Genomic DNA, 12,343 nt, shown 5'->3' on the forward strand with positions numbered 1-12,343 from the left:
GGCGCACATGTAATCAGACATCCGGGCTGTTCGGTGCTACCGGTACCGGCCACTGAACCTGCTGATGAACAGTCAAAGCAGCATGTGAACGGCCGCTCACGGGGTCGCGATGTGGGCGAAGATCGTTTCCCACCCGGCCTGCGGGTGAAACCCGTGGGCGGAACGGGGGCTCCGAATCCCGCCAATCCAAGATCAACCGACATGGAACGGGTGTCCCCATATGACAATGAGCCCTGCCGAAGACACGGACGGTATTGCCCTCCCCGGGAGGGGCCGTTCCAGAGTCCGCATGCACCGGTTGCACGGGAGCGATCGGCCGCCGACCCCCACAATCCACCCAGTCCCCTCGGAGGGCGGCCGGAGCGGCATCGACGGCACGAACGGAGGCACGACACCACGGCAACGAGAGGACCCCAGCAATGGCGATGGACTACTTCACCGACGAGCGGCACGAGAGCCTCCGGGCGGAGGTCCGTGAGTTCGCGGAGAAGGAAGTGCGTCCTCAGGTGGCCCGCATGGAGGCCGACCGGAAGGTCGAGTTCGAACTCTCGCGGGAGATCGCCCGGCGGGGATGGATCGGCGTGACCATCCCCAAGGAGTTCGGCGGCCTGGGGCTGGGTCATCTCGGCAAGACCATCATCGTGGAGGAACTGGCCCGGGTCAGCGGCGCGATGGGCGCCGTGGCCCAGGCCTCGCAGCTCGGCGTCGCCAAGGTCATCCACTTCGGCTCGGACGCCCAACGCCGCAAGTGGCTGCCGAAGTTCGCCTCCGGCGAGTCCCTGCCGACCATCGCCGTCACCGAGCCCGAGTCGGGCGGCCACGTGCTCGGCATGACCGGCACCGCCCGCCGCGAGGGCGACGAGTACGTGCTGAACGGACGCAAGTGGTTCGTCGGCAACTCCCACATCGGCGACGTCCACGGCGTGGTCCTCCGCACCGGCAAGGGCAGCCGGGGCCTGTCCGCCTTCCTGGTGGAGAGCGACCGCCCCGGCTTCCGGGCCGGTGAACTCGGCAACCAGGGCGGCCTGCACGGCTTCAGCTTCGGCGAGTTGGTCTTCGAGGACTGCCGCATCCCGGCCCGCAACCGGCTGGCCGAGGAGGGGCAGGGGCTCGACGTCGCCTACTCCTCCTCCACCCTGTACGGCCGGCTCAACCTGGGCGCCGTCGCGCTCGGCATCCACGTCGCGATCGTCGAGGACGTCGTGCGGTACGCCGAGGAGCGGGTGCTGTACGGCGAGCCGCTCAACCAACTCAACAGCGTGGCACTGAAGCTGGGCGAGATGCAGTCCAAGCTGATGATCGCCAAGCTCGCCGCGTACCACGCGTCGCACCTGCTCGACAACGGCAAGCCCTGCGACGCCGAGCTGATGAACGCCAAGCTCGTCAACACCGAGTACGCGATGGACTCGGCGCGCACCGCGATGGAGATCCTGGCCGCCCGCGGCACGCAGGAGGAGTTCAACATCATCCGCTACCTGCGCGACGCCACCCATCTCTACGCCCCGGCCGGCACCTCGGACGTGCAGCGGCTGCGGCTCGGCCAAGTCGCCTCGGGGACCTACGGCAAGCAGTGGTCGGCCGAACTGTCCGACCTGGCGAGCTGGGCGTGGACCGAGCTCAACCAGCGGGAGGCCCGGGGCCGGGAGGACGCGGGCGCGCGGGTGGTCCGGATACCGCTGGCGAGTTGAGCGGGCGGATCTGCCGGCCCCGCTGTTCCTGCGTTCCTGCTGGTCCTGCTGGTCCCGCTGGTCCTGCTGGTCCTGCTGGTCCTGCTGGTCCTGCTGATCCGACCCTCTGGTCGATCCGGCGAATCTTCAGCAGATGATCGGGCGACCGTTTTTGACCTGTTCCTGACGGCTCTCCGGGAGGCGCACCCCGCCTCCCGGGGGGCCGTCCGCCCTTGGTGGCGGAGGTTCTGAGCTGCTGCGATGTGTCCACGAACGCCCCGGCCGGGCGAGCCACCCGCGGTCATCAGCCTTTTACATATCGTCAGTTGATGTTGCGATAAGGGCACCTGGGACTGATAGGTTTCCTGCCGTCGGCGGCCATGGCTGTACTCGCCCGGGCGGTGACACCGCGTCACCATGTCCGGCGAACCCGGCCTCGGCACCCCGAAACCCGCCCGGGCCACACGGGCCGACCGCCGTTCGGACCCGTGACCCGGCCTGCAACTCGGCCCTGCACCAAGGAATCAGATGCCAGGCATATCGGCCCCCCGCACGGGCCACCGCGCCGGCCGGTCCGGCTCCCTCCGCAGCTCGCTGCTCGCCCTCGTCCTGGTCCCCAGCCTGGGCCTCGCCGCCGCCTGGGGCTACGCCGCCTACCTGCTGCGCGACGCCGGACAGCGCACCGCGCTGGCGGCCGGCACCGTGGTCGTCGCCGTCGTCCTGCTGGTCAGCCTGATCCGCGGCATCCGCGCCGCCCGGGCGCTCTCCGGCCGGCTGTCCGGACTGCGCGCCGACATCCTCTCGCTCGCCCAGCAGGAGATCCCCGACGTCGTCGGGCGGCTGCGCGCCGGAGAACCGGTGCCCACCCCGCCCGCCTGGGCGCCCTCCCGCCGAGTCGGCGACGAGGTCCAGCAGACCGCCGACGGCCTCGCCGCCGTCCGCCAGGCCGCCGTCGCCGCCATCGTCCACCAGGCCCAGGGCCGCGAGGGGACGAAGAAGGTCTTCCTCAACATCGCCCGCCGCACCCAGATCCTGATCCACCGACAGATCAGCATGCTGGACGCACTGGAGCGCGAGCACGAGGAACCCGAGCTGCTGCGCGAGCTGTTCGCGGTCGACCACCTGGCCACCCGGATGCGGCGCAACGCCGAGAACCTGGTCATCCTCGGCGGCGCGCTGCCCGCCCGCCGCTGGCGCAACGCCGTACCCATGGTCAACGTGCTGCGCAGCGCCGTCTCCGAGACCGAGAACTACGCCCGCGTCGTCGTCCAGGGCGTGCCCCGGGCCTCGCTCAGCGGGCAGGCCGTCGCCGACGTGATCCACCTGATCGCGGAACTGATCGAGAACGGCACCACCTTCTCCCCGCCGTACACCCAGGTGCAGGTCTCCGCGCAGGAGGTGCCCAAGGGCCTGGCGGTCGAGGTCGAGGACCGCGGCCTCGGCATGACCGGGGAGGAGTACGAGCGGCTCAACGAGTACCTGGCCAACCCGCCCGAGCTGGACGTCTCCGCGCTCGGCGACGACCTGCGGCTCGGCCTGTTCGTCGTCGCGCGACTGGCCGCCCGGCACGACATCCAGGTCACCCTGCGGCCCTCGCCGTACGGCGGCACCCGGGCCGTGGTGCTGGTGCCCTCGGTGCTGCTGGAGCAGCCCGAACAGCCGGCCGCGGTGCCCGGACTGCCGTCCGGCGCCCGGGTCACCCGGACCCCGGCGCCCGGGGCCCGGACGCCGGGGGGCGGCGGGGCGCCGGAGGTCGGGGGCCTCGGGGACGTGATCGGGGACGTGGACGGGGCGCTGTCGGGGGCGCTGTCGGGGGCGCTGTCCGGGGTGCTCGGCGGGCTGCTGGGCACCGGCCCGGCCGGGTCTGCCGCTCCGCAGACGCCGCCGGGTGAGGGCGCTGCCGCGGAGGGGCTGCTGCCGGACGGCGGGCTGCTGGAGGACGGTGGCGCTCCGGTCGGCGGTGGTCTGAGCGGTGGCGCTCCGGTGGGCGGTGCTCCGGTGGACGGTGCTCCGGTGGACGGCGGCCTGCCGGAGGGCGGGGCGGTCACGCCCGTCAACGGCGGCCTGCCGGTCGGCGCCCAGATCCCCGGACTGCCCGGTGCCGTGGTCGTCCCCCGGCCCAGCCTGCCGCGCCCGTACGACCTCCCGGGCGACGCGTCACCGGACGGTCCGGTGGACGGCGGCCTGCCGGAGGGCGGCCCGCTCGGCGCTGCGTGCAGTGGTCCGGGCAGCGGTCCCGTCAGCGGTCCGGCGGCCGAGCCGGCCGCGGTGCCCTTCGACGGAGTCCCCGCCGACCGCTCCGCGCCCACCCACGAACGCCCGCAGGAGGACCGCGTGGCGCACGGCCCGGACGGCGAACTGCGCACCCCGCGGATCCTGCCGCAGCGGGTCCGCAACGCCAGCCTCGCCGAACAACTTCGCGAGGCCCACGCGCCCGGCGCCATGCTGCTGCCGTCCGTCGGCCACCCCGCCGCGACGCCGACCGCACCTGCCGGACCGGCCGCCCCCGCCGCGCCCCGCTACGGCGGCGCCGACACCGACAGCGACGCCGACGACCCCTCGCCGCAGCGCTCCCGCGCCACCATGGCCGCCATCCAGCGCGGCACCCGGACCGCCCGCGCGGCCGGCACCGAACCGGGCAGTACCGCCTCGCCCGCCGCCCCGAACACCCCGGCCGCACCTTCCGCCGCTCAGGAAGCCTCCGCCGCTCAGGAAGCCAAGGAACAGCAGTGATGACGCAGCACACCGAAGCCCAGCGCGACCTCAACTGGCTGCTGGACCAGCTCGTGGCGCGGGTACCCGAGACCCAGCACGCCATCGTCCTGTCCGAGGACGGCCTGCTGGTCGGCATGGACCAGGGCCTCGACCGCGCCGACGCCGAGCACCTGTCCGCCGTCGCCTCCGGCCTGCAGAGCCTGGCCCGGGGCGTCGGGCACCGCTTCAACGGGGGACGGGTCCGGCAGACCGTGGTCGAGATGGACCAGCTGTTCCTCTTCGTCACCACCGCCGGACAGGGCGCCCGGCTCGCCGTCCTCACCAGCGAGCAGGTGGACGCCGGCCTGATGGCCTACGAGATCAACATGCTGGTCAAGCAGGTCGGCCAGTACCTCACCGCGGCGCCGCGCAGCGACGCCGGCCAGGCCGGCGCGGGTGGCGGTGCGTGACCACCGCCGACGCCGACGAGGGCTGGTTCTACGACAAGGACGCCGGCCACCTGGTCCGCCCCTACGCGATCACCAACGGGCGCACCGGCCCGGTCCGTGACGGGTTCGCGCTGATCACCCTGGTGGTCACCGCCGACCCGCGCACCGACACCACCCGGCTCACGCCCGAACCGGCCGCGATCATCGACCTGTGCCGCGAACGCCCGCTGGCCGTGGCCGAGATCGCGGCCACGCTCGACCTGCCGGTCAGCGTGGTCAAGGTGCTGCTGGACGACCTGGCCGAGGCCCGGCTGATCCTCACCCGCGCCCCCGTCCAGCTCGCCGAGGCGCCGGACATCTCGCTGATCCAGGCCGTGATCGAGGGCGTCCGACGGCTCTGACCGGCGGGCCGCGCGTCCGTAACCCGCGTTCTCCCCGCTCGCCCTTGTTCTCCCCCGCTCTCCCTGCTCTCCCCGCTCTCCCCGATCCCCTTCCAGGAGACCCGAATTGACGACCCAGAGCCTGGTGCCCGGCGCGGTCAAGATCCTCGTCGCCGGCGGCTTCGGCGTCGGGAAGACCACCATGGTCGGCTCGGTCAGCGAGATCGAACCGCTGCAGACCGAGGAGCGGATGACCCGCGCCAGCATCGGGGTGGACAGCCTCGACGGCGTCCAGGACAAGTCCACCACCACGGTCGCCATGGACTTCGGGCGGATCACCGTCCGCGAGGACCTGGTGCTCTACCTCTTCGGCACGCCGGGGCAGTTCCGGTTCTGGTTCATGTGGGACGACCTCGCGCTCGGCGCCCTCGGGGCGATCGTCCTCGCCGACACCCGACGGCTGGAATCCAGCTTCGCCGCCGTGGACTTCTTCGAGCAGCGCGGTATCCCGTTCGCCATCGGCGTCAACTGCTTCCACGGTCGCCGCGAGGCCACCCCGGAGGAGGTCCGGCACGCCCTCGACCTCGGCCCTGAGGTCCCGGTCGTGCTCTGCGACGTCCGCGACCGGGCCTCCAGCAAGGAGTTGCTGCTCGCCCTGCTCGACCGGGTGCACCGGGACGCCCTCAGCGCCGGCCTGCGCTGAGGGCGCCGCGCTGAGGTCCCGATGCTCCGGGCTCAGGCCTGGGCCGGGTCGAGCACCGCGAGCGAGCCGACCAGCGGGGCCAGTTCGGGGACCTCGGTGGCCTGCGCCAGGATCGACTCCAGGGTGGTGTCGTGCACCGGGCGGACGGCCGCCAGCAGAGCACGGCCCTCCTCGGTCAACTCGGTGTAGATGCCGCGCCGGTCGTCCGCGCAGAGGTAGCGGCAGAGCAGGCCCCGATCCTCCAGACGGCTCACCAGCCGGGTGGTCGCGCTGCTGCTCAGCGCCGCCGCACGGGCCAGCTGCTGCATCCGCATGTGCCAGCCGTCCTGGCGCGAGAGCGCGTCCAGCACCGTGTACTCGACCACCGAGAGCTTGTGATCGGCCTGGAGCGCCTTCTCCAGCGCGGTGTCGATCATCCCGTGCAGCGCGGCGAGCGTGCGCCAGCCGCGGGCCCGGACCTCGGCCGCGTCGTCGCGAATTCCCATGGCGCGCCTTCCCTTCCGCTGCACTGCATGATCGGGATCTCCGCCCCAAGTATGCCAGCCGCGCGGATTACCGGACGCTGCAACTACTTCGGACCCGTGGCTCACCCCTCCCCGGCCCAGGCCGCCGCGCACAACGCCGTGGCCAGCTCCTCGGTGTACCAGGCGGCCGCCAACCAGGCGGTGGCGAAGGCCTCGTGGTCATCCGCGACGATGCGGCCGAACACGTCACGCCGCTGGTCCGCCGCGGCAGCCCGCAAGCCGTCCAGCAGTTCGGCGGCGGTGGCCAGCCCCGCGGCGCGCAGCAGGCCGCGGTCGGCCGCCGCCGTGGCCCCGCCCGGGGCGAGGGCGTGCCGACCGGTGGTGACCGTCTGCTCCACCCGGCGGCCCAGCACGTGCACGGGCGGGCCGTACGGCGCGGGGAGCTCCGCACTGCCGGGGACCGGGGCCGTGTCCGGGGCGGAGTCGGGGGCTGGCGCCGGGGCGGGGGCTGTGTCAGGGGCTGTGTCGGGGACCGGCAGGTCGGCGGTCTGGAGGCGTTCGAGACCGAGGTTGACCCGGCCCGCCCGGTCGGCCGGGAGGGCAAGCGGCTCGGAGTCGTCCGGGGGCGTGCCGAGGGCGAGCAGTCGCAGCTCCGGACGGTCCACGCGCTCCAGCCGGCCGATCACCCGCAGCTTCAGGCCGGGCGCGGTGGCGAGCAGCGCGAGGTTCGCCCGGAACGGCAGCCCGGGGTGTTCGTGCGCCGCGCGCAGGGCGAGCACCGGGCCGCCGTCCCGGCACCGCGCCAGCAACTGCGGCACCCCGCCCGGGCCGCTCGGCGCCGGACCCAGCAGCGTGACGTCCAGGAACAGCAGGTCGCTGCCCGCCGGCCGACTCTCGTACGGCACGTCCTGCGCCGCGAGCGCCCGCGCCACCTGGACGGACGCCGGTACGGACCAGAGCCGGGCCGCCGGCTCCGCCGCCCACGCCGTACCCGACGCACGGACCGCCCGGACGGCCGCACCGGCGCCCAGCCGGCCGGCGGCGGACCTGGTCGCGCCCTGGACGGCCAGCCCGGCGCGGCTGAACTCGCGGTGGCTGAGCGCGGTGTCGCCCAGCCGGACCGTCCGGTTGCCCGCGCCGACCGCCTGCGGCGCGGCCGCCGCCGCGTCCTCGTGCGGCAGCACCTCGGCGATGGTGCTGAGCCGCCCGTCGGCGTCCACCGCCCAGCTGACCGCGCCCGCGTGGGTGGCCGTCAGCACCGGCTCGGCGAACAGCCCGTAGAGCCGCAGGCCGCCCTCCTCCCGGTAGGTCTGGCGCGCGGTGCCGCGCAGCTCCGCGACCGGGCCGGTGGTGGTGGTTGTTTCGGTACCGGTGACGGCAGCGGTGCCGGTGACGGTGGCGGTGCCGGCGGCGGTGGCGGTTCCGGCGGCGGTGAGTGCGGTGGTGAGGCCGAGCAGTTCGCGCAGACCGGCCACCAGGTCCGCCAAGCGGTGGTCGGGGGCACCGGACCGCCCTGCCCGTACCCGCGCCACCACGGCGACGGCCGCCGCGGCCGGCCGGTGCAGACCCGCGAGCCGCGCCCGGTGGGCGGCACGCAGGAGTTCGGCCTGGACGACGGCGCCCGCGCCGCCCACCCCGGCGGCCAGCACGGTGGCCGCAGCCCGGTGCAGGTGCCGGGCTGCGGCGAGCTCGGCGGCGGTGAGCCCGGCAGCGGCGGGCGTGGCGGGGGCGGGCGTGGCGGGGGCAGGCGCCGACGCTTCCGAGGTTTCGGGAGCTCCCGGGGCTGCGCCGGATTCGGAGGCTGCGGGAGGTTCGGGAGCCTCCGGCGGATCCGCCGCCTCGGCGAGCGGGCAGAGGGTGACGGCCGCGGCCCGGTGCACGCAGGCCGGGGCGAGCAGACACCCGCAACGGACGTCCACCGGGTCGGCGACCGTCCCACCCGGGGCGCGCAGGACGAGCACCGTCTCCTCGTCCACCTCCACCCGCCACTGGTCACCGTCGCGCGACACCGGACGCTCCGCCAGCTTCGCCGCCGCACCGTCCAGCCGCTTCTGCAGCCGGGCGCTCAGCCCGGCCACCACCTCGGCCACCACCTCGGGCCGGACAGCCGGCCAGTCGTTCGTCCGCGCGGTCATGCTCATCGCACCTTCTCCCCCACCCAGCGGGCCAGTTCCAGCGGGCTCAACGCCGCCACGGGCATGCCGGCCGCGACCAGTCGGCTCGCGACCGCCTTCGAATAGCGGGCCGTCCCGGTGTCGTCCAGCGCCGCGCAGCCCAGCACGTGCACACCGGAGTCCACCAGCGCCCGGGTCTGGGCCAGCAACCCGGCCACCGGCCCGCCCTCCTCGAAGTCGCTGACCACCACGACCAGCGTGCGGGAGGGCACCGTCACCAGCTCCCGGGCGTAGCGCAGCCCGGTCGCGATGCTGGTACCGCCGCCGATCCGGACCTCCAGCAGCAGGCTCAGCGGATCCTCCACCCGCTCCGTCAGGTCGACGACCTCGGTGGAGAACGCGAGGAAGTGGGTGCTCAGCGAGGGCACCCCGGCCAGGATCGAGGCCGTCAGCGCCGCCCAGATCGTCGAGGCCTCCATCGACCCGGACACGTCCACGACCAGGATCAGCCGCCAGTCGTTGGCCTGCTGCGCCCTGGTCCGGAACACCGGGCGCTCGGGCACGATCAGGGTGCCGCCCTCCGGCGAGGGACGGGCGGTCGCGAGGTTGGCCCGGATCGTCCGGTCCAGGTCCAGCCGGCCGCCCGGGCGGCGGGACGGGCGGGGCACGGTGATCCCGGTCAGCGCCGGGCGCAGCCTGGACGACAGGGCGCGGGTCAACTCCTCCACCAGGCGGCGCACCAGCGGGCGCAGCCGGGCCACCCGGGCCTCGGGCAGGCCGCCCGCGTGCTCCAGTACGGCGCGCAACAGGTCGACGGACGGTCGGACGGCGGACGGGTCGATCGCCTCCAGGACGTCGGCACGGCCCTGCGCGACGGCGGCGGCCAGCACCTCCTCCCGGAGCCCCGGCCCGAACAGCGACTCCAGCTCCTCCGCCCATTCGCGCACACCCGGATACGGCGCCTCGCGGCCGCCCCGGCTCCCCAGGCCCGGGCCGGAGCCCTCGCCGTGGCCGCTGCCGTACAACTCGTCCAGGGCGGTGGCGAGTCGGGCGCCTCGGCCGCTCAGGCCGCAGCTGCCGGGGCGACCGAGGAGCAGCCGCCAGCGTTCGGCGGGCGCGAGGGCGTGGCCCGCCGCCGGGCCTGCGACCTCGGGAGCCGGGGTCGGCTCGGCGGACGGGGTCGGCTCGGCGGGCGGGGACACCGGGGGCACCGGGGGCAGCAGGCCGCGACGGGCCAGCGCCGCGCGGGCGGCGAGGTCCGCCCGGACCCAGCCGGCGATCACGGCCGGGCCGACCTCCTCGGGCAGCGCGGTGAGCCGGGCGCCCAGGCGCTCCTCGACCAGTGCCAGCAACCGGTCGCGGGCGGCCGGGCTGAGCGTGTCGAAGCCGCCGCGCAGCGCGGGCAGCCGGTCCAGGAACGCGCCGTCCGGCAGCGAGGTGACCCGCTCCAGCACCGGTTCCAGCGCCTCCGGCGCGGAGTCGAACAGCCCTTCCGCCGCCGTCAGCAGCCCGACCAGTACCCGGCCGAGCGCATGCCGCGCCTCCGGACCGGTCGCGCCGTCCACCCACGAGGCCGCCCGACCGCCCAACGCCCCGGCCGGCTCCTGCCCGAGCAGCACCCGCACCGCCCCGGCCGCACCCCGCACCAACGGGCTTCCCCGCTCGGCGAGTTCGGCCAGGACGTACGCCAACCGCACCCCGCCCAGCCGATCCGCCCGCCGCACCAACTCCACCAACGCCCGCGCGTCCTGCGGATCATCCGACCCGCCCAGCCCCTCCAACTGCCGCACCGCAGCAACCGTCAGAACCTCCCCGGCCGCGACCGACCGACCGGTCGGGGCGGCGGGACTCGCGGGATCCGCCGCCGTGGTCGGCGACGGTCCTGCGGCCTCGGCGGCGGCCGGGCCGGCGGACGGCGCGGCGCCGACCGGGCCGACAGCCTGGGAACGTGTGGGGCTGCCGGGAACGCCCTGTGCAGCTGTCGCGGCCGAGGCGGCCGAGCGCCCGCCTCCACCGGGGAGCGGGGCCGCTGCGGAGGGTGCCGCGATTGCCCCGGCGCCGGACCAGGTTGGCAGCGGTTCACGGCCGGGGCTCTCGCCCTCCCCCTTCGGGGTGTAGCCGGGGAAGTGGCCTGCGGTGAGGCGGTCCAGGAGGGCGAGGGCTTCGAGGAGTTCGGGGAGGGTGGCCGAGGTGGGGAGGGTGGTGGTGAGTTGGGTGAGGCGGGTGTCGGTGAGGTTCGGGAGGGCGCAGGAGGCGGCGGCGGTGAGGCCGTCGATGGTTTCGCGCGGGGTGGGGTGGTCGGTGAGGCGGGCGCGCAGGGCGCCTTCGGCGGCCTGGGCGGGGGTGACGCCGCGGGTGCCGGCGACGGTGAGCATGGCGGCGGTGGCGGGGGTCCATTCGAGGCGCCAGCGGGTGCCGAGGGTTTCGGTGCCGCCGGCGCCGGTGGTGGCGACGGGGTCGGCGTAGGGGACCTCGCAGGCGGCGAGGCGGTGGAGCAGGATCTCGCGGCGGCTGTCGAGCGGGCTGCGCAGCGGGTCGAGGCGCAGGTCGCGGGGGCCTGGGTCGGTGGGGCCGGGCAGGCCGAGGTCGGCGAGCAGGGTTTCTACGGCCGGGGCGAGTCCGCTGCGCGGGGCGGCGGGAGTGGGGCGGCCGGTGCGGGTGCCGATCAGGACCTGTTCGAGGGCGCGGGCGACGGCCCGGCCGCGGCCGAGCGGTTCGCCCTGGGCGAGGACGGTCTGCACCGCCTCGATCAGTTCGCCGCGGCCGGGGGCGGCGTGACCGCGCAGCCGGGCGAGGTCGCCGGCCAGGCGGACGATCTCACGGGCGTCTGCGGGACCGCTGGGGTGGTCCTGGGTGCGCAGGGCGGCGCAGATCCGGACGGCGGTGGTGGTGAGGGCCTGGGCGAGGCGATCGGGGTCGCCGCCGGCGTCGAGGACGGTGTGCTGCCACTCCGGGTCGCGGATGCCCGCCGGGTAGCCGGAGCGGGCGTCGAGCAGCGGGTAGGTGTAGGGGATCAGGGAGAGGACGTGGCCGGGGTCGCCCGGGTGCGGCGGTTCCTCGGTGGCGAGCGGGCCGTCCAGCAGGGCGGGGGCGTGGAAGGCGCCGACCACGGCGGCGATCCGGCGCCCGCCGGCCGAGGCGGCCCGGATGCGGGCGCGCATCCAGGCCTCCCGGCGCAGGTCGTACGGGTCGACGCCGGGGCCGTCCTCGGCGTCGTGGCGCAGTGCCCAGCCGACGAGCAGGGCGGCGCGCCGGACGGCTTCGGGGGTGGAGCCGGGGGCGGCGGTCTCGACCAGCCGGTCCCACAGGTCCTCGTCGGAGTCGCGGCCGGTGAGGCGGTGGCGCAGCGCGTCGGCGACGCCGGGCGTCCCGGACGCCCTGGCCGTCTTGGCCGCGTTGGCCGCGTTGGCCGCCGCCCCGGCCCGGGTGGTGCGGTGGGCGAGCGGGAGGTCGCAGGCGATGGCCTCCACACCGTTGCGCCGGGCCCAGCGCAGGGCGGCGAGTTCCGGGGAGAAGTCGGCGAAGGGGTAGAAGGCGAGCCCGCCCCTCCCGTCGGGCCCGCCCCTCCCGTCGGCCCGGCCAGCCTCCTCGGGACCGGCCGGGGCGGCGGCTAGGGCGACCGGGGCTTCGGTGGCCTCGTCCGCGAGAAGGCCGAGCCAGGACTGGAACTCGGCCGGCAGTTCGACCAGCACCGCCTCCGGCCGGGCGGCGTCGAGCAGCGCGGGGACGACCGCGCTCAGGGACGGCGCGTGGTGGCGCACGCCGATCAGGTAGGGCCCGGGGCGGTCGGTGCCGGAGGCGGCCAGTCGTTCGGCCTCGGCCCGTACCGTCCGGTCCGCGTCGTCCGGGAGGGGAGTCACCGCGCTGCTCAT

Annotated in this window: 8 protein-coding genes; 5 read left to right on the plus strand and 3 right to left on the minus strand. The window is 75.3% G+C overall.

What is annotated here, in order from left to right:
• The first annotated feature begins 419 nt into the window (after positions 1-419).
• The 5 genes from CRP52_RS06005 to CRP52_RS06025 all read left to right on the plus strand — a co-directional run bounded on the left by CRP52_RS06005 (position 420) and on the right by CRP52_RS06025 (position 5,893).
• The gene (locus tag CRP52_RS06005) at positions 420-1,688 is read left to right on the plus strand and encodes an acyl-CoA dehydrogenase family protein (protein WP_373560459.1); all 1,269 of its coding nucleotides are present in this window, start codon (positions 420-422) and stop codon (positions 1,686-1,688) included.
• Positions 1,689-2,195: 507 nt separating this feature from the next.
• Positions 2,196-4,400, plus strand: a complete 2,205-nt coding sequence (locus CRP52_RS40370) for a sensor histidine kinase (RefSeq protein ID WP_097235440.1) — start codon at positions 2,196-2,198, stop codon at positions 4,398-4,400.
• Positions 4,400-4,831, plus strand: coding sequence for a roadblock/LC7 domain-containing protein (locus CRP52_RS06015; protein WP_097235441.1), 432 nt, complete (start codon positions 4,400-4,402; stop codon positions 4,829-4,831). The genes CRP52_RS40370 and CRP52_RS06015 overlap by 1 nt, the downstream gene beginning before the upstream one ends.
• Positions 4,828-5,211 (plus strand): DUF742 domain-containing protein, encoded by a 384-nt coding sequence (locus tag CRP52_RS06020; RefSeq protein WP_097235442.1) that lies wholly within the window; start codon positions 4,828-4,830, stop codon positions 5,209-5,211. Before CRP52_RS06015 ends, CRP52_RS06020 begins: the two co-directional genes overlap by 4 nt.
• Positions 5,212-5,317: 106 nt before the next feature.
• Complete coding sequence (locus CRP52_RS06025) at positions 5,318-5,893, plus strand: GTP-binding protein (RefSeq protein ID WP_257032312.1); 576 nt, start codon at positions 5,318-5,320, stop codon at positions 5,891-5,893.
• A 32-nt stretch (positions 5,894-5,925) separates the two neighbouring features.
• On the opposite strand, the gene CRP52_RS06030 is transcribed toward CRP52_RS06025, so the two are convergent.
• From CRP52_RS06030 to CRP52_RS06040, 3 genes are all read right to left on the minus strand, one after another.
• Entirely contained in the window at positions 5,926-6,378 is a 453-nt protein-coding gene (locus tag CRP52_RS06030) for a MarR family winged helix-turn-helix transcriptional regulator (RefSeq protein ID WP_097235443.1), read from the minus strand.
• Positions 6,379-6,479: 101 nt separating this feature from the next.
• Positions 6,480-8,492, minus strand: coding sequence for a hypothetical protein (locus tag CRP52_RS06035; protein ID WP_097235444.1), 2,013 nt, complete (start codon positions 8,490-8,492; stop codon positions 6,480-6,482).
• A 2-nt stretch (positions 8,493-8,494) separates the two neighbouring features.
• Positions 8,495-12,343: a vWA domain-containing protein gene (locus CRP52_RS06040; protein WP_097235445.1), complete on the minus strand. Its 3,849-nt coding sequence runs from the start codon at positions 12,341-12,343 to the stop codon at positions 8,495-8,497.

It is taken from the genome of Streptomyces sp. 1331.2 (assembly GCF_900199205.1).
Classification (GTDB): domain Bacteria; phylum Actinomycetota; class Actinomycetes; order Streptomycetales; family Streptomycetaceae; genus Kitasatospora.

Excerpts from the sequence above, each read along its gene's own strand:
- CRP52_RS06005 (WP_373560459.1), top strand. The coding sequence starts at position 420 with ATGGCGATGGACTACTTCACCGACGAGCGGCACGAGAGCCTCCGGGCG.
- CRP52_RS40370 (WP_097235440.1), top strand. The coding sequence starts at position 2,196 with ATGCCAGGCATATCGGCCCCCCGCACGGGCCACCGCGCCGGCCGGTCC.
- CRP52_RS06015 (WP_097235441.1), top strand. The coding sequence starts at position 4,400 with ATGACGCAGCACACCGAAGCCCAGCGCGACCTCAACTGGCTGCTGGAC.
- CRP52_RS06030 (WP_097235443.1), bottom strand. The coding sequence starts at position 6,378 with ATGGGAATTCGCGACGACGCGGCCGAGGTCCGGGCCCGCGGCTGGCGC.
- CRP52_RS06035 (WP_097235444.1), bottom strand. The coding sequence starts at position 8,492 with ATGACCGCGCGGACGAACGACTGGCCGGCTGTCCGGCCCGAGGTGGTG.
- CRP52_RS06040 (WP_097235445.1), bottom strand. The coding sequence starts at position 12,343 with ATGAGCAGCGCGGTGACTCCCCTCCCGGACGACGCGGACCGGACGGTA.